The 20586-nt window shown below is 67.8% G+C and carries 23 protein-coding genes and 1 riboswitch; of the genes, 8 read left to right on the top strand and 15 right to left on the bottom strand.

Annotated elements, in window-relative coordinates:
• Positions 1–20 precede the first annotated feature (20 nt).
• From HNO80_RS14700 to HNO80_RS14690, 3 genes are all read right to left on the bottom strand, one after another.
• Complete coding sequence (locus tag HNO80_RS14700) at positions 21–413, bottom strand: MarR family winged helix-turn-helix transcriptional regulator (RefSeq protein WP_175323619.1); 393 nt, start codon at positions 411–413, stop codon at positions 21–23.
• Between the two features lie 205 nt (positions 414–618).
• Positions 619–1818 carry an amidohydrolase gene (locus HNO80_RS14695; RefSeq protein WP_175323593.1) on the bottom strand — a complete coding sequence of 400 codons (1200 nt, stop codon included), beginning with the start codon at positions 1816–1818 and terminating at the stop codon, positions 619–621.
• A gap of 84 nt (positions 1819–1902) precedes the next feature.
• On the bottom strand, positions 1903–3060 hold the full coding sequence (locus HNO80_RS14690) for a mannose-1-phosphate guanylyltransferase (protein WP_175323592.1): 1158 nt from the start codon (positions 3058–3060) through the stop codon (positions 1903–1905).
• A 270-nt stretch (positions 3061–3330) separates the two neighbouring features.
• Between HNO80_RS14690 and sdhC the strand changes: the two genes are divergently transcribed.
• From sdhC to HNO80_RS14665, 5 genes are all read left to right on the top strand, one after another.
• Entirely contained in the window at positions 3331–3711 is a 381-nt protein-coding gene (gene sdhC, locus HNO80_RS14685; RefSeq protein WP_082575171.1) for a succinate dehydrogenase, cytochrome b556 subunit, read from the top strand.
• Between the two features lie 3 nt (positions 3712–3714).
• The gene (locus HNO80_RS14680) at positions 3715–4179 is read left to right on the top strand and encodes a succinate dehydrogenase hydrophobic membrane anchor subunit (protein WP_175323591.1); all 465 of its coding nucleotides are present in this window, start codon (positions 3715–3717) and stop codon (positions 4177–4179) included.
• 117 nt (positions 4180–4296) lie between these two features.
• The gene (gene sdhA, locus HNO80_RS14675) at positions 4297–6096 is read left to right on the top strand and encodes a succinate dehydrogenase flavoprotein subunit (protein WP_175323590.1); all 1800 of its coding nucleotides are present in this window, start codon (positions 4297–4299) and stop codon (positions 6094–6096) included.
• A 1-nt stretch (position 6097) separates the two neighbouring features.
• Complete coding sequence (locus HNO80_RS14670; RefSeq protein ID WP_175323589.1) at positions 6098–6880, top strand: succinate dehydrogenase iron-sulfur subunit; 783 nt, start codon at positions 6098–6100, stop codon at positions 6878–6880.
• A gap of 125 nt (positions 6881–7005) precedes the next feature.
• Complete coding sequence (locus HNO80_RS14665; protein WP_175323588.1) at positions 7006–7776, top strand: alpha/beta hydrolase family protein; 771 nt, start codon at positions 7006–7008, stop codon at positions 7774–7776.
• On the opposite strand, the gene HNO80_RS14660 is transcribed toward HNO80_RS14665, so the two are convergent.
• From HNO80_RS14660 to glyA, 11 genes are all read right to left on the bottom strand, one after another.
• Entirely contained in the window at positions 7733–8896 is a 1164-nt protein-coding gene (locus tag HNO80_RS14660; RefSeq protein ID WP_502707865.1) for a YihY/virulence factor BrkB family protein, read from the bottom strand. The two genes, HNO80_RS14665 and HNO80_RS14660, sit on opposite strands and share 44 nt — an antisense overlap.
• Positions 8841–9518 (bottom strand): 2'-5' RNA ligase family protein, encoded by a 678-nt coding sequence (locus HNO80_RS14655; RefSeq protein ID WP_175323587.1) that lies wholly within the window; start codon positions 9516–9518, stop codon positions 8841–8843. The genes HNO80_RS14660 and HNO80_RS14655 overlap by 56 nt, the downstream gene beginning before the upstream one ends.
• Positions 9519–9522: 4 nt before the next feature.
• Positions 9523–10662, bottom strand: a complete 1140-nt coding sequence (trpS, locus tag HNO80_RS14650; RefSeq protein WP_175323586.1) for a tryptophan--tRNA ligase — start codon at positions 10660–10662, stop codon at positions 9523–9525.
• A 16-nt stretch (positions 10663–10678) separates the two neighbouring features.
• On the bottom strand, positions 10679–11512 hold the full coding sequence (locus HNO80_RS14645; protein ID WP_175323585.1) for an exodeoxyribonuclease III: 834 nt from the start codon (positions 11510–11512) through the stop codon (positions 10679–10681).
• A gap of 10 nt (positions 11513–11522) precedes the next feature.
• Positions 11523–12095 carry a hypothetical protein gene (locus tag HNO80_RS14640; protein ID WP_175323584.1) on the bottom strand — a complete coding sequence of 191 codons (573 nt, stop codon included), beginning with the start codon at positions 12093–12095 and terminating at the stop codon, positions 11523–11525.
• A gap of 121 nt (positions 12096–12216) precedes the next feature.
• Positions 12217–12573 carry a VOC family protein gene (locus HNO80_RS14635; RefSeq protein WP_175323583.1) on the bottom strand — a complete coding sequence of 119 codons (357 nt, stop codon included), beginning with the start codon at positions 12571–12573 and terminating at the stop codon, positions 12217–12219.
• A gap of 40 nt (positions 12574–12613) precedes the next feature.
• Positions 12614–13462, bottom strand: a complete 849-nt coding sequence (locus tag HNO80_RS14630; RefSeq protein ID WP_175323582.1) for an ABC transporter permease — start codon at positions 13460–13462, stop codon at positions 12614–12616.
• Entirely contained in the window at positions 13459–14325 is an 867-nt protein-coding gene (locus HNO80_RS14625; protein ID WP_217500957.1) for an ABC transporter permease, read from the bottom strand. The genes HNO80_RS14630 and HNO80_RS14625 overlap by 4 nt, the downstream gene beginning before the upstream one ends.
• Positions 14318–15268 (bottom strand): ABC transporter ATP-binding protein, encoded by a 951-nt coding sequence (locus HNO80_RS14620; protein ID WP_175323616.1) that lies wholly within the window; start codon positions 15266–15268, stop codon positions 14318–14320. Before HNO80_RS14620 ends, HNO80_RS14625 begins: the two co-directional genes overlap by 8 nt.
• A 171-nt stretch (positions 15269–15439) precedes the next feature.
• The gene (locus HNO80_RS14615) at positions 15440–16384 is read right to left on the bottom strand and encodes a bifunctional methylenetetrahydrofolate dehydrogenase/methenyltetrahydrofolate cyclohydrolase (RefSeq protein ID WP_175323581.1); all 945 of its coding nucleotides are present in this window, start codon (positions 16382–16384) and stop codon (positions 15440–15442) included.
• A 4-nt stretch (positions 16385–16388) separates the two neighbouring features.
• Positions 16389–17690 carry a serine hydroxymethyltransferase gene (glyA, locus tag HNO80_RS14610; RefSeq protein ID WP_349627364.1) on the bottom strand — a complete coding sequence of 434 codons (1302 nt, stop codon included), beginning with the start codon at positions 17688–17690 and terminating at the stop codon, positions 16389–16391.
• A 171-nt stretch (positions 17691–17861) separates the two neighbouring features.
• A riboswitch (ZMP/ZTP riboswitch) is annotated at positions 17862–17947 on the bottom strand.
• Between the two features lie 31 nt (positions 17948–17978).
• On the opposite strand from glyA, the gene purU reads away from it, so the two are divergent.
• Together purU and HNO80_RS14600 are read left to right on the top strand one after the other, a co-directional pair.
• Positions 17979–18839 (top strand): formyltetrahydrofolate deformylase, encoded by an 861-nt coding sequence (purU, locus tag HNO80_RS14605; protein ID WP_175323580.1) that lies wholly within the window; start codon positions 17979–17981, stop codon positions 18837–18839.
• 66 nt (positions 18840–18905) lie between these two features.
• On the top strand, positions 18906–19319 hold the full coding sequence (locus tag HNO80_RS14600; RefSeq protein ID WP_175323579.1) for a class I SAM-dependent methyltransferase: 414 nt from the start codon (positions 18906–18908) through the stop codon (positions 19317–19319).
• Positions 19320–19349: 30 nt separating this feature from the next.
• On the opposite strand, the gene HNO80_RS14595 is transcribed toward HNO80_RS14600, so the two are convergent.
• On the bottom strand, positions 19350–19838 hold the full coding sequence (locus HNO80_RS14595) for a DUF2231 domain-containing protein (protein ID WP_175323578.1): 489 nt from the start codon (positions 19836–19838) through the stop codon (positions 19350–19352).
• Between the two features lie 106 nt (positions 19839–19944).
• Here HNO80_RS14595 and HNO80_RS14590 point away from each other — a divergent pair, with 106 nt between their 5' ends.
• Positions 19945–20463, top strand: coding sequence for a gamma carbonic anhydrase family protein (locus tag HNO80_RS14590; protein ID WP_175323577.1), 519 nt, complete (start codon positions 19945–19947; stop codon positions 20461–20463).
• Positions 20464–20586: the final 123 nt, after the last annotated feature.

Below are 20586 nucleotides of genomic sequence, written 5' to 3'. Positions count from 1 at the left end.
CCCGCAATTGGCGGGGCGGGTCAGCGGCCGGCCTGCAGCGCGGCGGTGAGCCGGCCCAGCGTCTCGCGGAGCTGGTCGAGCTCCATGGCGGAGAGTCCGGCGGCATCGGCGAGCCGCTGCGGGATCCCGGTGGCCCGGGCGCTGAGGGCGGTGCCGGACTCGGTGAGGAAGACCTCGACGCGCCGTTCGTCCGCCGCGGACCGCCGTCGTTCCACGTATCCCAGCGATTCGAGTCGCTTGAGCAGCGGCGAGAGCGTTCCGGAGTCCAGGCCGAGTTCCTCGCCCAGCTCGCGGACGCCGCGCGGCTGGTCCTCCCAAAGCACCATCATCACGAGGTACTGCGGGTAGGTCAGCCCGAGCTCGTCCAGCATCGGCCGGTAAGCAGCCGTGGCGGCCCGTGAGGCCGAGTACATGGCGAAGCACACCTGCCGATCAAGGCGGGGCGCGTCAAGCCTGGGGGCGTCGGGGGGAACGTTGTTAGCCACCCCAAAACCGTAGCCCACAATTCAATTGTGCACAACTCAATCGGGTAGTTGCCGGGGCCGAACGTACACTTGAGGCCCCGAAATCGCGGATTTCGGGGCCTCAACTGTACGTTCGCGCGGGGGCGGGGTGGGGCTAGAGGTCGCGGAGGGTGCGGAGGGCCGCCGCCGTGAGCACCCGGATGCCGAGGCCCAGGGCGCGTTCGTCCAGGATGTAGTCGCCGCGGTGCAGGTCGTACTCCTCGCCGCCAGGGGTTTTCGTGCCCAGCCGCATCATCGCGCCGGGCAGGTCCGCGAGGAACCAGGCGAAGTCCTCGCCGCCCATGGACTGCGGCGTCAGCACCACGGAACTCTCGCCGATTTCGGCCCGGGCCGAGGCCTCGATCAGCGCGGTCTCGTGCTCGGAGTTCACCACGGGCGGCACGCCGCGGGTGTGCTCCAGGTGCACGTCGACGCCGTAGGGGGCCGCGATCTGTTGCACCACCTCGTCGAGGATCTCCCCCGCGCTGTGCCAGGCATCCCGGTCCAGGCAGCGCATGGTGCCGGCCATGTAGCCGCTCGCCGGGATGGCGTTCGGTGCCGAGCCGGCCGAGATGTGTCCCCAGACCACGGACACGCCGCTGCGGACGTCGACGCGGCGGGAGAGAACGGCCGGGACGTTGACTGCGATCTGCGCGAGGGCGAAGACGAGTTCCTCGGTCAGGTGCGGGCGCGAGGTGTGGCCGCCGCGGCCGGTCAGTTCAATCTTGATGGTGTCCGACGCCGAGGTGATGGCGCCGATCCGGGTGCCGATCTTGCCGACCTCGATCCGGGGGTCGCAGTGCAGCGCCAGGATCCGCGGCACCCCCTCCAGCACACCTTGTTCGATGCACGCGTGCGCGCCGCCGGGCATGGTCTCCTCGGCCGGCTGGAAGATGATCCGGACCGTGCCGCCCAGCGGCGAGGACTCGTGCATCCGCTGCAGGATCAGGGCGATGCCCAGCATCGTGGTGGTGTGGACGTCGTGGCCGCAGGCGTGCGTCACGCCGTGGTTCTTGGACGCGAACGGCAGCCCGGTCTCTTCGATGATGGGCAGGGCGTCGATGTCGCCGCGGAGCGCGGTGGCGATGGGGCCCTCGCCGACATCCACGGTCAGCCCGGTGCCCTCGAGCCGGCGCGGCGTCAGGCCGGCAGCCTCGAGCCGCTGGGCCAGCTTGTCCGTGGTGCGGAACTCCTTGAAGGACAGCTCGGGGTGCGCATGCAGGTCGCGGCGGAAGGCGGTCAGCTCCGGCAGGAGTGGCTCCAGCCACGGCCTCACCAGGGTAGTTGGCTCAGCTTCAGTAGTGTAATTGCGCACACAATCACTCTAGCGAGAGTCAGAAAAATAGCGGCATCGCGGTCGGACGGTTACGGCAGGACGGCCCCGCTTACCGGAAGCGGACTAGAGGACGTCCGTGTCGCCGCTGGCCTTGAGTGCGTCCACGGCGGCCTTGACCCGCTGCGAATGCGCCTTCGTCATCACCAGCAGCGCATCGGGGGTGTCCACGATCACCACGTCCTCGATGCCGATCAGGGCGATCACACGCTTGGTGTCGGAGACCACCACGCCGCTCGAGTTCTCGGTGAAGACCCGGGCACCCTCGCCGATCACGGTGACGTCGTCGACTTCCTTGGCGCTGTTGAGCCGGCCCACGGAGGCGAAGTCCCCGACGTCGTCCCAGCGGAAAGTCCCGGGCACGACGGCGACGTCCCCGGCCGCCGCGGCGGGCTCGGCCACCGCGTAGTCGATGGCGATCTTGGGCAGGGTCGGCCAGACGCGGGTGGTGACCTCATCGCGCAGCGGGGTGTCCCAGGCCTTGGCGATCTCCTGCAGGCCCGCGAACAGTTCCGGCTGGTTGGCCTCCAGGTGCTTGAGCATGAGCGAGACCGGCGCGACGAACATGCCCGCGTTCCAGACGTACTCGCCGCTGTCCAGGTACTGCTGGGCGACTTCCTCGCTGGGCTTCTCGACGAATTCGACGACCGTGTGGGCGCTGGGGGCGCCGGGCACACTCAACTTGTCGCCGGCGCGGATGTAGCCGAAGCCGGTGGACGGGTGCGTGGGCTTGATGCCGATGGTGACGATCTTGCCGGTGGCCGCGGTGTGGATGGCCTCGCGTACGGCGTCCTGGAACAGCGCGTCGGGGCTGATGACCTGGTCCGCGGCGAAGGAACCCATGATGGTGTCCGGATCGCGCTCGAACAGGATGGCCGCGGCGAGGCCGATGGCCGCACCCGAATCCTTGGGCTCGCTCTCCAGGACCAGGTCCGACTCGCGCACCTCGGGCAGCTGGCGGCACACGGCCTCGCGGTGGGCCGTTCCGGTGACGACCAGCACACGGCTGCCCGCGAGGGGTTCCAGCCGGTCGTAGGTGGCGCGCAGCAACGTGCTGCCGGAGCCGGTGAGGTCGTGCAGGAATTTGGGGGCGGCGGCCCGGGACAGCGGCCAGAGCCGGGTCCCCACACCGCCTGCCGGAATCACCGCGATAAAACGCCTCAGCGGTGAGTCCGCCGCAGCGTCCTGGGGTGAGTCGTGGCTGGCCATATTGTCTGTAGTCATCACGGCTACTTTAGCGGAACGCCGTCCGCACACCCCGGAGTTTGGCACGCGGCGCACGCAAACGGAGTCGGCGCCGGCGCCGGCGAATGTGGCGTTCGTCTCAAAAGCGGTCAAAAACCGCGCCGGGCGCCGTCACCATCGATCCGCTGAATTGAATAAGCTGAGGGCGAAGCCTAGATTTAGGCTTGAGCTTACGAGTGCTCTCGCAGCAGGCGTTCCCCCCGCGTGGATCCCATGCCAGCGCCGCTGTGTTGCAGGGAGGTTTATTCAGTGCCGACAAAACCAGCTGGCACCTTGTACCGCGGCCGTGAAGGCATGTGGTCCTGGGTTGGACACCGCGTTACCGGTGTAGTGATCTTTTTCTTCTTGTTGGTCCACGTGCTGGACACCTCATTGGTGCGTGTGTCCCCCGAGGCCTACACCGCCGTGATCGGTGCCTACAAGAACCCCCTTATGGCCCTGGGTGAAACGGGCCTCGTCGCAGCGATCGTTTTCCACGCCTTCAACGGCCTGCGGATCATCGCCGTCGACTTCTGGAAGAAGGGCGCGAAGTACCAGCGCCAGATGCTGTGGACGGTCCTGGCCCTCTGGGTCGTCGTCATGGTCGGCTTCTCCATCCGCCACCTGTCCCTCGCCCTCGGAGGTCACTAAGCCATGAGTGCAACCATTCAGAGTCCGCGCAGCGGCAAGATTGCGCCGCAGTACCGCCGCAGCGGTTCGTCCAAGGGCAACTTCGAAATGCTGGCATGGCTCTTCATGCGGCTTTCCGGCGTCGTCCTCGTGGTCCTCATCTTCGGCCACCTGACCGTCAACCTGCTGGTCGGCGAGGGCATCCACGCGATCGACTTCGGCTTCGTGGCCGGCAAGTGGGCCGACCCGTTCTGGCAGGTCTGGGACCTCGCCATGCTGTGGCTCGCCATGCTGCACGGCACCAACGGCGTGCGCACCATCATCAACGACTACGCCGAAAAGGATGCGACGCGTCTCTGGCTGAAGATCGTGCTCTACGCCGCGGCCGCAGCCATCATCATCCTCGGCACGCTGGTGATCTTCACCTTCAACCCGTGCCCCGTGGTCGACGGCGTGCAGCTGCCCGGCGGGTTCTGCCCCGCTCCGTAGCGGCCCGGCCCTCCGGGCGCTGATCCTTGCCCTGCGCGGGTAGGGATCACGAGACTTCACTGCGCAGGCTCCGCCGGCGGTGTTTTACAGCGAATTTTGAGAGAAAGAGCATCTGGTATGCAGGTCCATAAGTACGACGTCGTCATTGTCGGTGCCGGTGGCGCTGGCATGCGCGCCGCGATCGAATCCGGTCAGCGTGCGCGAACAGCAGTACTGACCAAGCTTTACCCCACGCGCTCCCACACCGGCGCGGCACAGGGCGGCATGTGTGCAGCCCTGGCCAACGTCGAGGAAGACAACTGGGAGTGGCACACCTTCGACACCATCAAGGGCGGCGACTACCTGGTGGACCAGGACGCCGCCGAGGTCATGGCGAAGGAAGCGATCGACGCCGTCCTGGACCTTGAGAAGATGGGCCTGCCGTTCAACCGCACGCCCGAGGGCCGGATCGACCAGCGCCGCTTCGGCGGCCACACCCGCGACCACGGCAAGGCTCCGGTCCGCCGTGCCTGCTACGCCGCGGACCGCACCGGCCACATGATCCTGCAGACGCTGTACCAAAACTGCGTCAAGCACAACGTCGAGTTCTACAACGAGTACTACGTCCTCGACCTGCTCACCGTCGAGGAAGACGCAGTCCGCGAGGACGGCACGCCGTACAAGCAGAAGCGCGTTGCCGGCGTCGTGTCCTACGACCTCGCCTCCGGCGAACTGCACGTCTTCCAGGCCAAGTCCGTGGTGTTCGCCTCCGGCGGCGCCGGCAAGGTCTTCAAGACCACCTCCAACGCCCACACCCTCACCGGTGACGGCATGGGCATCGCGTTCCGCCGCGGCATCCCGCTGGAGGACATGGAGTTCTTCCAGTTCCACCCGACCGGCCTGGCCGGCCTGGGCATCCTGCTCTCCGAGGCTGCCCGCGGCGAAGGCGCGATCCTGCGCAACTCCGAGGGTGAGCGCTTCATGGAGCGCTACGCCCCCACCATCAAGGACCTCGCCCCGCGCGACATCGTGGCCCGCTCCATGGCCAACGAAGTCCGTGAAGGCCGCGGTTGCGGCCCGAACAAGGACTACGTCCTGCTGGACCTGACGCACCTTGAGCCGGCGCACATCGACGCCAAGCTCCCGGACATCACCGAGTTCGCCCGCACCTACCTGGGCGTGGAGCCGTACACGGAGCCGGTTCCGGTCTTCCCGACGGCGCACTACGCCATGGGCGGCATCCCCACCAACATCAGCGCCGAGGTCCTGCAGGACAACGACACCGTCGTCCCGGGCCTCTACGCCGCTGGCGAGGTTGCCTGCGTCTCGGTGCACGGTTCCAACCGTCTGGGCACGAACTCGCTGCTGGACATCAACGTCTTCGGCAAGCGCGCGGGCATCGCCGCGGCCGAATACGCCAAGACCGCGGACTTCGTGGAACTGCCCGCGGATCCCGAGGCCTACACGCTGAACCTGCTGGACCACGTCCGCACCTCTGACGGCACCGAGAAGGTGGCCCAGATCCGCAAGGAACTGCAGGACACCATGGACGCCAACATGCAGGTGTTCCGCACCGCCGAGACGCTCAACCAGGTCCTGAAGGACATTGCGTCCTTCGAGGAGCGGTACCAGCGCATCAGCGTCCAGGACAAGGGCAAGCGCTTCAACCTGGACCTGCTCGAGGCCGTGGAACTGGGCTTCCTGCTGGAGCTCGCCAAGGTCATGACCGTGGCTGCCCTGCACCGCGAGGAATCCCGCGGCGGACACTTCCGCGAGGACTTCCCCGAGCGCGACGACGAAAAATTCATGAAGCACTCCATGGCGTACAAGGATGACCACGCACCGGCGGACGGTTCCGCCGAGTCGATTGCCGGCATCCGGCTTGCCACCAAACCGGTGGTCTTTACGCGCTACGAGCCGATGGTGAGGAAGTACTAAGATGACCGCTGAACTCGCTGAGCCAGCCTCCAAGATCGAACTGCCCGCCGGCGTCGGCGGCGGCGGGGACATCCCGTCCTTCGACGTCCACCTGCGCGTGCGCCGCTACAACCCGGAGGTCTCCGACGAGTCCACCTGGGACGACTTCCACGTCACCATGTACGGCACGGACCGCGTCCTGGACGCCCTGCACAAGGTCAAGTGGGAAATTGACGGCAGCGTCTCCTTCCGCCGGTCCTGCGCCCACGGCGTCTGCGGTTCCGATGCCATGCGCATCAACGGCCGCAACCGCCTCGCCTGCAAGACCCTGCTCAAGGACCTGGACACCACCAAGCCCATCACGGTCGAGCCGATCAAGGGCCTGCCGGTGGAAAAGGACCTGATCGTGGACATGGAGCCGTTCTTCCAGTCCTTCCGCGAAGTCATGCCCTTCCTGATCAACCGCGGCCACGAGCCCACCAAGGAACGCCTGCAGTCCGCCGAGGACCGCGAACGGTTCGACGACACCACCAAGTGCATCCTGTGCGCCGCGTGCACCTCGTCCTGCCCGGTGTTCTGGACCGACGGCCAGTACTTCGGCCCGGCCGCGATCGTCAACGCGCACCGCTTCATCTTCGATTCCCGTGATGACGCCGGCGACATGCGCCTGGAGATCCTCAACGACAAGGAAGGCGTGTGGCGCTGCCGCACCACCTTCAACTGCACCGAGGCCTGCCCGCGCGGCATCCAGGTCACGCAGGCAATCGCCGAGGTCAAGCAGGCCATTCTGGCCCGCAAGATCTAACGCACACCTGCAACCAGCTCCAACGACGACGGCGCCTCCCACCTTGCGGTGGGGGCGCCGCCGTCGTTTCCCGACCCCACCGCACGACCCGACCAGATCACCCGACCAGACGAAAGGGGACGCAAGTGTCCCGCTCCGAAAAAGTGTCCTTCGAAGGTTCCACCGGCGAGCTGCTCTCCGGCGTCATCGACCTCCCCGAGGGGCCGGTGAAAGGCTGGGGTGTGTTCTCACACGGCTTCACGCTCGGCAAGGACAGCCCCTCGGCCTCGCGGATGTGCAAGGCGCTGGCGGACAACGGGGTGGGCATGCTCCGCTTCGACAACCTCGGCCTGGGCGAGTCCGCGGGGCTCTGGTCCGAGGGGTCCTTCAGCCACAAGGTGGCGGACACCGTCCGGGCGGCCGAGTTCATGCGCGACTCCGGCCGGGCCGTGTCGCTGCTCGTGGGTCACTCGTTCGGCGGGGCCGCGGTGCTGGCGGCCGCCGGGAGCATCCCGGAGCTCGACGCCGTCGCCACGGTAGGCGCCCCGTTCTCGCCCAAGCACGTCGCACATGTCTTTGACGCCGCGCTGGACCGCATCCTGAGCGAGGGCAGCGCCGAGGTGGACCTCGGCGGCAAGCGGGTGGAGATCCGCCGGCATTTCGTCGAGGACCTGGAAAACGCGGACCTGACCGACTGCATCCGGCGGCTGCACAAGCCCCTGATGGTGCTGCACTCCCCCACCGACAACACGGTGGGCATCGACAATGCCAGCAGCATCTTCCAGACCGCGCGGCACCCGCGCAGCTTCGTCTCGCTCGAGGGCTCCGACCACCTGCTCACCGGCAAGGGCCAGGCCGCCCGCGCGGCCAAGATTATTTCGGCGTGGGCCGATCAGTACCTCGACGCCGGAAGCTAGCCGCCGGGCGGCGTCGCTCCCGCGGCTCGGCCGGCGTCTTCCCGGGCTGAACCTGGCGCGCTCCCCAGCCGGCAGTCTTGGCGGACGGCGTGGCCGTGAGGTCCTCTTCGCGGATCGCTGACCACGCGGCCGAGACGAGGTAGACCTGGCTGACCAGGTTGAACCAGATGAGCAGGCCGATGATGATGGCGAAGGGCGCGAGGATGGGGTTCCGACCGGCGCTGGCGAGGAGTTCGGCGCTGAAGATCTGCAGGACGCTGGTGCCCACCGCGGACAGGATGGTACCTTCCAGCAGGGCACGGCGCTGCAGTCTAAGGCCGCCGGCCAGCCGGAACATGATCAGCGCGGTCACCCAGCCCAGGACCAGCGGCACCGCGATCTTGATGGACGTGGTCAGCGGGCCGGCCACCAGCGGGTCCAGGTTGAGCTGCTCGGCCACCCAGCCGGCGGCGGTGCCGAACACGAGGGAGGCACCGGCGCTGATCACCAGGGCCACGCCGAGCAGCAGGAGGGTGCCGACGTCGCGCAGTTTCAGCAGGACCGGGTTGACCTTGAGCGGGCCGAGCCGCAGCACGCCGCGCAGGCCGTCACGCAGGCCGGCGATCCAGCCCAGCGAGGTCACCACGGTGACGACGGCGGCGATCACCGCCGTCCAGCCGAGGCCGTTGGGGTTCAGCAGCTCCTGCGGGTCCACCAGCCCCGCCCGGCCGTCTACCTTCAGCAGCCCGGGGGCACTGGTGGCGACGCTGCTGATGACCTTGTCCAGCAGTGCCGGCTGGCCGCGCAGCAACAGCCCGGCGATGGAAAACCCGGTGGCCAGCAGGCCGGTGATGGAGAAGAACATGTTGAAGCCGATGCCGGCGCTCATCAGCGGGCCGTGCTGCAGGTTGTAATGCCGGAAGGCCCGCATCGGCCGGAACGCGTTGAGCCGGGCGAGCAGCCACTGGACCATGGCCAGCGGCGCGGCCAGGCCCCCGCCGGAGGAGCGCCGTGCCTTGCCCCAGTCCACCCGCTTCCGGATGACTTCCAGCCTCAGCTGGGCGAGGTCGGTGGGAAGCGGAGGTTCAGCGGGCGCCTGTTGCGCCGGCCGCGCCTCGGTGGTCGTCAGGTTCGGTGCCAAAGTCAAGCTCTTCCCGTAGCTGCCAGATGCCGTTGTCGTCGTGCTCGTAAAGTCCCATGCTAGCCACCGGGAAGCTGGCCCTGTAATTCTTCAGCGCCGTTTCGGCCTCGTCGAGGCTTTCCGGGGCCACGTCGTGGGCCACGGTGACGTGCGGGTGGTAGGCAAACGGCAATTCGCGCTCCAGCGGCCCGGTCTGGAGCTGCTGGTGCAGCTTGACGCACTCGCCGAAACCGGCCTCGACGTTCAGGTAGACCACCGGCGAGACCGGGCGGAAGGACCCGGTGCCGGCGATCGTCACGCTGAACGGCTCCTGCCCCCGCGCCACCTCGCGGACGTGGTTGCGGGTGGCTTCCCAGTCCTGCGTCATGGTGGTGGTGACCAGGGTGATGTGCGCCGGTATGGACGCGGCCATCGGGTCACCGAAGGAGGCCCGCCAGCGCTGCAGCTCCTCGGCGATCTCCGGCGGGAAGCCCAGGATGACGCCGATGCTGATGCCCTCATCCGGGGTCTGTCCGTTGCCGGCCGCCACACTTTGGTGGGGTGCGGCGCCTGAACCCTTGCGTGCGCTGTGGTGGACGGCGCGCCCGGTGTCGTTGGCGGTGACTTTGCTGGCGGAGGACATTGCGCTAGTGGACTTCCCGTGCCCCGGCGTAGGGCAGGAAGCCGACCTTGGCGTAGACGTTCCGGAGCGTCACCGAGGCGATCTCCCGGGCCTTGTCCGCGCCCAGGGCGAGCAGCCGGTCCAGTTCCGCGGGATCGTCCAGCAGCTGGTTCGCCCGGTCCCGGATCGGACTCAGGTGCTCCGTGACCACCTCGGCGAGGTCCACCTTGAGGTGGCCGTACATCTTGCCCTCGTACGCGGCGACGAGTTGCTCCACGCTCTGCCCGCTGATGGCCGAGTAGATCGTGAGCAGGTTGGAGACGCCGGGCTTGTTCTCGCGGTCGAAGCGGATTTCGGTTTCCGCATCCGTGACGGCGGATTTGATCCGCTTGGCGATCACCTTGGGGTCATCCAGCAGGTTGATCAGGCCGGCCGGCGACTCCGCGGACTTCGACATCTTCGCCGTCGGGTGCTGCAGGTCATAGATCTTGGCCGACTCCTTCTGGATGAAGGGCTGGGGCACCGTGAACGTCTCGCCGAAGCGGGAGTTGAAGCGCTGCGCCAGGTCTCGGCTCAGCTCCACGTGCTGGCGCTGGTCCTCCCCTACCGGCACGCCCTGCGGCTGGTAGAGCAGGATGTCCGCGGCCTGCAGGATCGGGTAGGTGAAGAGTCCGACGCTGGCCTGGTCCGAGCCCTGCTTCTGGGCCTTGTCCTTGAACTGGGTCATCCGGGAGGCCTCGCCGAAGCCGGTGATGCAGTTGAGCACCCAGGCCAGCTGGGCGTGTTCCGGGACCTGGGACTGGACGAAGAGCGTGCACTTGTCCACGTCGACGCCGCCGGCAATGTACTGTGCGGCCGTGACGCGGGTGCGGTGAGCCAGCTCGGCAGGATCCTGCGGCACCGTGATGGCGTGCAGGTCCGGGATGAAGAAGACGGCGTCGTATTCGTCCTGCATCCTGACCCAGTTGACCAGGGCGCCGAGGTAGTTGCCGAGGTGCAACGAGTCGGCGGAGGGCTGCATGCCGGACAGGATGCGGTGCCTGGCACCGGGAACCGCCGGAGCCTGTCCGGCGGGTGAGGCGACAGCGGCGGGTGAGACGACAGCGTCGAGTGCGACGCCGGCGTCGGCGCCGGCCAGAGTCGACGCGTTTGAAGGAGAGGTCATGGGAGAAACCTTAAGACTAGAGCCGGTAGTCCACTACCAGCGGGGCATGGTCGGAGAAGCGTGTGTCCCAGGACGGAGCCCGGTCAACAACTGCTGACACCGCTGCGGCGGCGAGAGCGGGCGTGGCCATGTGGTAATCAATGCGCCAGCCGGTGTCGTTGTCGAAGGCCTGTCCCCTCTGCGACCACCAAGTGTAGGGGCCGTCGACGTTACCCGCCAGGCCCCTGTGAACATCCTTCCAGCCGATTTCCTCGCCGAAGAAGCGGTCGAAGTAGGCACGCTCCTCGGGCAGGAAGCCGGCACGTTTGACGTTGCCCTTCCAGTTCTTGATGTCCAGCTCGGTGTGGCCGACGTTGAGGTCGCCCACCACCAGGGCATGGTCGCTGTGCTTGGCCAGCTCCGGCAGCCGGTTGACCATCACGTCCAGGAAACGGAACTTGTCATCCTGCTTCGGGGTGCCGGCCTCGCCGGAGTGAACGTAGGCGCTGGCCACGGTCAGCTGCGAGGCCTGGCCCGCGGCGTCGCGGACGATGTAGTCGGCCTCCACCCAGCGGCCGGCCGTCCCGAAGTAGTCATCGCCGATGCCGGAACGGGTGGCGACGGGCTCGGCGCGGGAGGCGATGGCGACGCCGGCCCGGCCCTTGGCCTCGGATTCGGCGTGCAGGATGTGCCAGCCTTCGCCGAGGAGCTCGTGGACGATCGCATCAGGTGCGCGTACTTCCTGGAGGCAGAGGATATCGACCTCACGCGGCGCCAGCCATTCCGCCATGCCTTTTTTGTAGGCGGCGCGGAGGCCGTTGACGTTTACGGATGCGATGCGAAGGTGGTCCTTCTTCAATGCCGAGCTCACCCGTTCCACTCTAGTCGATGATGGTTCCGTGGACCGGCTCGTCGGTGCCGTCCGCGGACTTGATCATGTCCCGTGCATTGGTGGCCGTGATCTCGATGGTTTCCAGCGCCCGGCGGATGGTCTCCTGGTCCGCGGCGCCGCCCTTGGCCCGTTCCTGCTCCACCACGCGGACCTGCACCTGGACAATCTTGAAGGAGTGGTCCAGCTTCATGTCGCGGATCTCGTCCGCTCCGCGGCGGTCGCCGACGAGGCGCGTGCCGCCGTGATCGGCGCTGCCGGACGACGGCGCCCGGCCCACCGCGGAGTTGAACGCGTTCTGCGCCTCGTTCAGCTTGGCGCCGGCTTTCTTGGCGGCCCGCTGGATGCTGAACACCACGAACGATGCCAGAGCGAGCCAAAAGGCGGCGATGACCGCGACAACCCAGCCCACGACGTCGTTCTGGTTTGCCGCGAAGATGACGGCCACCAGGAACGCGATGATGAAGACCGTCATCCCGAGTCCGCCGATGCGGAACATTGAGAATTTTCCGGTGGCCGCGTTGAACGCGGACGGCTTGGCAGAAGGGTTGTCCAGAGATCGCATGAGCCCATTATCGCAAACCGGCCGGATTCGGGGCTGCGCTTCCACCCCGGGCGAACGGCGCGGGACGCGGCGCGGGAAATACGGCCGAGGACTGCGGGAGAACTACGCCGGAACTACGCCGTCAGGACAGCACCAGGCAAAACGGGTGCCCGCTGGGGTCCGCGTAGACCCGGAAGGACTCTCCGCCGGCGAACAGGTTCGTGGCGCCGAGCTTCAGAACCTCGTCCTCCGCGGCGTCGAGGTCCCCCACCATCACATCCACGTGCATCTGCTGCGGGTGGTCAGCGTCCGGCCACTGCGGCCGGACCAGCCGCTCGACCCGCTGGAAAGCGAGCGCGGGGCGGTCGGCGGCGTCGCCGATCGTAATCCAGTCCGCATCCTCGTCCACCCGGATCATGCCGAGCAGCTGCTGGTAGAAGGTCGCGGCCGTGTCCGGCTGCTCGCAGTCGATGACGAGGGCGTGCCATTTGCCGATCATGGGGTTCTCCTTTGCGCCGGGTCTGTGACGACCGGTTTTGTCACTTCAGGAACAGCTTGCGGAGCCGGCCGGTGGTGAGCGCCACGCCGAGCACGATCATGACGAGGTAGTAGCCGATGTGCACGGCGGTGGCGGGGGTGAACACGCCGACGCTGATCTGGCGCAGCAGCTCCACCCCGTGCCACAGCGGCATCGCCTGGATCAGCCACTGGATCCACTGCGGGTACACGCTCAACGGGTAGAAGGTGGCGCTGAAGAGGAACATCGGCAGCATCACGAAGTTGATCCAGTCCATCTGCTGGAAGGTCTTCATGAAGCTGGTGATGCCCATGCCGAAGCTCGCGAAACCGAACGCGATCAGCACCGACGCCGGGATCATCAGGATGGCCCATGGGGTAGTGATCAGGCCCATCACGCCCATCACGGCGGTGAAGCCGGTGGCGTACATGAGTCCGCGGAGCAGGGCGAGGAAAATTTCGCCCATCGCGACGTCGATCGGTCCGAGGGAGGTGTAGAGCATGCCCTGGTAGAGCTTGGCGAAGTTCATCTTGAAGAAGACGTTCCAGGTGGAGTCGTAGACTGCGCCGTTCATCGCCGAGACCGCCAGCAGGGCCGGGGCGATGTAGGCCGCGTACGATATCTGCTGCCCGCCGGGACCCTGCACCGCGCCGACGATCGCGCCCAGGCCCACGCCCATCGAGATCAGGTACAGCACCGGTTCGAAGAATCCGGAGACCATGACCATCCAGTTGCTGCTCTTGGTGGCCATCAGTCCGCGGGCGACGACGGCGCGCACGTTGCGCGAGTAGAGCGGCCCGAAGCGGCGGTTGCGGGCGGCGTCGGTGACGCTCTGGCCGGCCGCGTCATAGTGTCCGGCGAGCACGCTCATGATGCCATCCTTTTGGCGAACTGGCGCCGGGTCAGGACCCAGCCGAGAACGGCGAGGCCGAGCAGGAAGACGACGTGGACCACGGTGAGAAGCGGCGCTTCCTGGTAGCCGTAGCTGAAGACGCGGCCCAGTTCGGTGCCGTGCCAGATCGGCGAGATCCAGCCGATCCAGCGGACTGCCAGGGGCAGGGTGTCCAGCGGGAAGAAGGTCCCGGAGAAGAGGAACAGCGGCATCACGATGAAGCGCATGACCATGGCGAACTGGCCCCTGTCGTTCTTGATGGTGGCCGCGTAGGCCATCAGCGGCAGGCCGAAGGACAGCCCTGCCAGGGTGGCCACCAGGATCGAGACCCAGCCCCAGCCGCCCGGGGACGCACCGAAGAGTGCGACGACGCCGAAGTAGATGGCGGACTGCAGCACGAACCGCACCGTGACGGCAATGATCTGCCCGGCCGCGATCTGTTCCGGCGTCAGCGGCGAGGCGTGCGGGCCGTAGTAGACCCGGCGCCATTTGAAGCCGTCCATCACCGGGAAGGTGAATTCGTTGGCGGCGGTCATCACGGCGGCGGAGATCAGCAGCGCGGGGGCGATGAAGGCCAGGTAGCTGACGCCGCCGAAGGCCGCGGTGGAGTTCGTATCCACCAGCGTGGCTAGGCCCACGCCCATGGCGAAGAGGTAGGCGACCGGCTGGCCGACGCCGTACATGACGATGGTCCAGCCGTAGCCCTTCATCACCCGCAGGACCTGCTCGGCGTAGTAGAAGGCGCCCCAGCGGCGGGCGCGGGCCGCCGAGACGGCCGGCGAATGCGCGCGCAGGGCGGGCGCCGCCGTCGCCCCCGCCGCCGCGTTAATTGAATTAGTCAACGAGGCTCCGGCCGGTCAGGCGCAGGAAGACGTCTTCCAGCGAGGAGCGGCGGACCAGCGAGGTGACCGGGTGCAGTCCCCGGGCGGACACCTGCTCCAGGGCGGCCTCGCCGTCGTGGGCGTAGATGAGCACCCGGTCCGGCAGGGTTTCGAGCCGTTCGCCGATGCCTTCGAGCTCAGCGCCCACGGTGGCGTTGCGCTCGGAGCCGAACCGCAGCTCGAGGACTTCGCGGGTGGAGTATTCGCGGATCAGGCTCGCCGGGGAGCCCTCGGCCATGATCTTGCCCTTGTCCACCACGATCAGCCGGTCACAGAGCTGCTCGGCCTCGTCCATGTAGTGGGTAGTGAGGATTAGGGTGACGCCTTGTTCCTTGAGCCGGAACAGGCGGTCCCAGAGGATGTGCCGGGCCTGCGGGTCGAGCCCGGTGGTGGGCTCGTCCAGGAGCAGGATCCGCGGCTCGTTGATCAGGGAGCGGGCGATCGTGAGGCGTCGCTTCATGCCGCCGGAGAGCGCGTCCACCTTGGACTTGGCCTTGTCCGTCAGCTGCGCGAACTCCAGCAGTTCGTCCGCCTTGGGTTTGAGGTAGCTCATCGGCAGGCCGAAGTACCGGCCGTAGACCAGCAGGTTGTCGCGGACCTTCAGTTCCTCGTCGAGGTTGTCCTGCTGCGGCACCACGCCGAGGTGGGCACGGACCTCGGGGCCGTGCTGCTCCGGGTCCAGCCCCATGATGCTCAGGCTGCCGGAGGTCCGCTGTGAGACCCCGCCGATCATCTTCATGGTGGTGGACTTGCCGGCACCGTTCGGGCCGAGCAGTCCGAAGGCTTCGCCGGCGGGAACGCGGAAGGAGATGCCGTCGACGGCGGTGACGTCGCCGTAGCTCTTGGTGAGGTTTTCGGCGGTAATGACGTACTGGGGAGAGCCGGTCTCGTCGGGGCTGCGCACAAGGGTTTCTTTCGACACAAGTTCAGACACCCGGAACACGGTAGTCGATCCGGGCAAACTATGAAAGAGTCTTTTCGTAAAAAAGTCCAGACGTTTGCCAATTCGTGATGTCCGGCTTAAACGGCCAAGGCGCCCGCTCCCGAAGGAGGGGCGCCCTGCCGGCGCAATCGCTTAGGCGGCGGCGTGCCCGCCTGCCAGCTGGCGTTCCGCGGTTTCCACCACGTTGGCCAGCAGCATGGCGCGGGTCATCGGCCCCACTCCCCCGGGGTTCGGCGACAGCCAGGCGGCGACGTCGGCCGCGGCCGGCTCGACATCCCCGGTGACCACGGCCTTGCCGGAGCCGTCGTCGACGCGGCTGACGCCGACGTCGAGCACGATGGCGCCGGGCTTGAGGTCCTCTGCCTTGATCATGTGCGGCTGGCCGGCCGCAGCGATCACGACGTCGGCCTGCCGGAGTTCGGCGGGCAGGTCCACGGTGCCGGTGTGGGCCAGGATGACGGTGGCGTTGACGTCCTTGCGGGTGAGCAGCAGGCCCACCGGGCGGCCGATCGTGACACCGCGGCCCACCACGAGGACGCGTTTGCCGTTGAGGTCGATGCCGTGCCGGGTCAGGAGCTCCACGCAGCCCTTGGGCGTGCAGGGCAGCGGGGACTTCATGGGTCCGCTGACATTGGCCACGAGCCGGCCCAGGTTCATCGGGTGCAGGCCGTCGGCGTCCTTCTCCGGATCCATGGCCTCCAGGATGACGTCCTGGTCGATGTGTTTGGGCAGGGGCAGCTGGACGATGTAGCCGGTGCATTCCGGGTTCTCATTGAGCTCCCGGACCACGGCCAGCAGCTCCTCCTGGCTGGTCTCCTCCGGCAAGTCGCGGCGGATCGAGGTGATCCCCACCTCGGCGCAGTCCTTGTGCTTGCCGCCCACGTACCAGGTGCTGCCCGGGTCGGAGCCGACCAGGATGGTGCCGAGGCCCGGAACGATGCCGCGGGCCTTGAGCGCGGCGACGCGTTCGGTCAGTTCGGCCTTGATCGCGGCCGCGGTCGCCTTGCCGTCCAGGATCCGGGCGGTGTTCGCCTGCGTCGGTGCGGAGTTTGCGGGTACAGAGTCAGTGGCGGTCATCGGATCACCACTGCTCGTGCTGCGGGTACAGCGGGAAGTCTTCGGCGAGCTTGTCCACGCGGGTTTGGAGCGCTTCGACGTCGGTCGCGGACCCCGCCTTGAGCGCGGTGGCGATGATCTCGGCGACCTCGGTGAATTCCTTGGCGCCGAAGCCTCGGGTGGCCAGGGCCGGGGTGCCGATGCGCAGGCCAGAGGTGACCATCGGCGGGCGCGGGTCGAAGGGCACGGCGTTGCGGTTGACCGTGATGCCGACCGAGTGCAGGAGGTCCTCGGCCTGCTGTCCGTCCAGCTGGGAGTTGCGCAGGTCCACGAGGACCAGGTGCACGTCGGTGCCGCCGGTCAGCACGGAGACTCCGGCGTCGGAGAGATCGGACTGGTTCAGGCGGTCGGCGATGATCCGGGCGCCCTCCAGCACACGCTGCTGGCGCTCCTTGAATTCTTCCGTGCCGGCGATCTTGAAGGCGACGGCCTTGGCGGCGATGACGTGCATGAGCGGTCCGCCCTGCTGGCCGGGGAAGACGTTGGAGTTGATCTTCTTGGCCCACTCCTGCTTGGCCAGGATTACGCCGGAGCGGGGACCGGCGAGGGTCTTGTGCACGGTGGACGTGACGACGTCGGAGTGCGGGACCGGGCTGGGGTGCAGTCCCGCGGCCACGAGGCCGGCGAAGTGCGCCATGTCGGTCCAGAGCAGCGCGCCGACCTCGTCGGCGATCGAGCGGAAGGCCGCGAAGTCGAGGTGGCGCGGGTAGGCCGACCAGCCGGCGATGATGACCTTGGGCTTTTCGGCGATCGCCTGCGCGCGCAGCTTGTCCATGTCGATCCGGAAGTTGTCTTCCTCGACCTGGTAGGCGGCGACCTCGTAAAGCTTGCCGGAGAAGTTCAGCTTCATTCCGTGGGTGAGGTGGCCGCCGTGGGCCAGCGAGAGGCCCAGGATCTTGTCTCCCGGGGTGATCATGGCGGACAGCGCGGCGGCGTTGGCCTGCGCACCGGAGTGCGGCTGGACGTTGGCGAACTCGGCGCCGAACAGCTCCTTGACGCGGTCGATCGCGAGCTGCTCCGCGATGTCGACGTACTCGCAGCCGCCGTAGTAGCGGCGCCCCGGGTAGCCCTCGGCGTACTTGTTGGTCAGGACGGAACCCTGTGCCTCCATCACGGCGCGCGGCGCAAAGTTCTCGGAGGCGATCATTTCCAGGGTGCCGCGCTGGCGGCCGAGCTCCTGGGCCAGGACGGCGGCGATTTCGGGGTCGAGTTCAGCGAGCGGCTGGTTGCTCACGGCTGCTGAGGAAAGGCTAAGGGAAGTAGTCACGAAGAACTCCTGGCTTGGCAACGGTCACTGCTTTAAGGTCAGGTTACCGGCTGGCCCGCCGCGGCGCCGCTAAATTACGGGCACCCGAAACGGGACCCATACTGCAGGCGCAGCACCCTGAGGGGATGCCGTCGGCGGGACGGCAGCGTGGCTGCCGTCCGGAAAAACATGACCCTCGGCCCAGGCGTACGATCCGTGGTCTGCGTGCGTGCCGCTCCCTGGTGGTTAGCCACCCAACGCCAGTTGCGACGGGTCCAGACTATCCCAGCCGCGGGTAGGCTGTCTTTCGTGACTGAAGACCAGCTGACTGCCTCCTACGTTCTTACCCTCTCCTGCCCGGACCGGCCCGGGATCGTGCACGCCGTGGCCGGGGCCCTCCTCGTGGCCGGCTGCAATATTACGGACTCGCAGCAGTACGGCAGCCAGGGCACCGGAACGTTCTTCATGCGGGTCGAGGCGACGACGGCGGCCGCGCCGGCCGAGTTGCACGCCGCGCTTGAACCGGTGGCCCAGGCCTTCGGCATGCAGTGGAGCCTCAACCCGGCCGGACGGAAGGTCCGTACCCTGCTGATGGCGAGCACCTCCGCGCACTGCCTCAACGACCTGCTGTTCCTGCAGCGCTCGGGCACCCTGCCGATCGAGATCCCGGCCATCGTCTCCAACCACCGGGACCTCGCGGGCCTGGCCGAGTTCTACGGCATCCCGTTCCACCACATCCCCGTGACCCGGGAGACCAAGGTGGAGGCCGAGGACGCGCTGCGCAAGCTCATGGCCGAGCACGACATCGAGCTCACGGTGCTGGCCCGGTACATGCAGATCCTCTCCGACGAGATGTGCACGGAGCTCACCGGCAAGGCCATCAACATCCACCATTCCTTCCTGCCCTCCTTCAAGGGCGCCAAGCCGTACCACCAGGCCCATGCCCGCGGCGTGAAGCTCATTGGCGCCACGGCGCACTACGTCACCGCTGCCCTGGACGAGGGCCCGATCATCGAGCAGGAAGTTATCCGGGTGGACCACCGGCGCACCGCCGAGCAGTTTGTCCAGATGGGCCGCGACGTCGAGGGCCGCACGCTCGCCCAGGCCGTCCAGTGGCATGCCGAGCACCGGGTGCTGCTGGACGGCAACCGGACGGTTGTTTTCAGCTAAGGGCGTTCAGCTAAGGGCGTTCAGCTAAGGCTTGTCTTCGGTCCGGCTCCGCCCTTAACTGGAGCCATGGCATCAGCGCGGCAGGACAATCTTTCCGGTTTTCTCACCCTGCTCAAGGCCGAGGGCCGGCGCGGCGTGCTGGGCCTGGACTGCGGCTCCGGCGCGGACGGGTTGCTCTTTGTCCGCGCCGGGATCCACTTCACCGGCGTGGACGCCTCCGAGGAGAACATCCATGCCGCCCGGACCCGGGGGCTCTCCGCGTCCGTCGCGACCGGCCGCGCGCTGCCGTTTGCCGATGCCGCGTTCCCGTCCGTCTGGGCGGTGGACGCACTGGCGGGACTGCCGCCGTCGGAGTGGGACGACGTCGTCCGTGAGCTGCGGCGCGTGGCGGAACCCGGCGCGCCAATCGCCGTCGTCCTGCCCGAGCCCGGGCACCCCGACCTCGGCCGGGGCTTCACTGTCCTCCGCTCCCCCGGGTAGAAACTGCCCGTCCGGGTGCCGTCCCGCCCGTCAGGGGCGCTGGACGCTGCGCATGTAGCCGCCCAGGAAGCCGCCGGCAACCAGGAGGACGGCGCCCATCCGCGCCAGGCGCACGCCCAGCCGGTGGCGGTCCTTGCGCCGGGCGCGCCAGGACGCCAGGAAGAGCAGCGTTGCGGCGAGGTTTGCGGCGGCGTGGACGACGCCGACGCGACGCGTGGCGGGATCGGCCCGCGCCCATTCCGCCCAGCCGCTGAGCCCGGTCGGCGCCGCCGCGACGACGCCGAGGCCCACCAGTCGGCGGGCGGCGCGCCGGCTGCCCTCGTCCGGAAAGAGATCCAGGAAGATCGCCATGAACCACGCACCAAACGGCACGTCGGTGAGGATCACGTGCGGCGGGATGCCGGTGGCGTCACCGTGGAAGAAGCGCCGGAGCCGGGCGTCGGCGATCAGGCGGGAGGCTAGCGGCTCCGCGGCCCGGACGGCCGGGTCCAGCGCATCGGCGCCTTCCAAACGTTTCATCAACTGCAGGAACATCTCGGCCACCTCCAGGGGTGTGCATTGGAATGGCCCCGATACTACTCAGCGCCGCCCTGCCCGCAAGAGGCCGGTGTCCTAGGCTGGAGGCATGAGTCCCGTTTACGCTTTCGCCGGTGACACCCCGGCCGTCCACGAATCCGCCTTCGTTGCCCCGAGCGCCTCGGTGATCGGCAAGGCCACGCTGGCAGAGAACTCCAGCGCCTTCTACGGCGTTTCGGTCAGGGCCGACACCGCCGCGATCAGCGTGGGCGCCGGCACCAACCTGCAGGACAACGTCGTGCTGCACGCGGACCCGGACTTCCCCTGCACCATTGGCGCCCGGGTGAGCGTCGGCCACAGCGCCGTGGTGCACGGCTGCACGGTCGAGGACGACTGCCTGATCGGCATGAGCGCCACCATCCTCAACGGCGCGGTGATCGGCGCCGGCTCGCTCGTGGCCGCCGGCGCGGTGGTCCTGGAAGGCACCGTGGTGCCGCCCCGCTCCCTCGTCGCAGGGGTGCCGGCGAAGGTCCGCCGGGAACTGAGCGACGAGGAGTTCGAGGGCGTCAAGCGCAACGCCGCCCAGTACCAGGAGCTCGCGCGCGCCCACCGCGAACTGCACGCCTGACCGCCTAACCCCGCCCCGCGCGGGCCGAACGTACACTTGGGGCCCCGAAATCGTCGCTTTCCGGGGCCGCAAGTGTACGTTCGCGCCGGGGGTGCGGCCGGGACGGGGCCGCAAGTGTACGTT

The sequence above is a fragment of the Arthrobacter sp. C9C5 genome, assembly GCF_013359735.1.
Lineage (GTDB): Bacteria > Actinomycetota > Actinomycetes > Actinomycetales > Micrococcaceae > Arthrobacter.
Note: the sequence above shows the minus strand (reverse complement) of the source record. Positions and strands in the feature narration are given on the sequence as shown.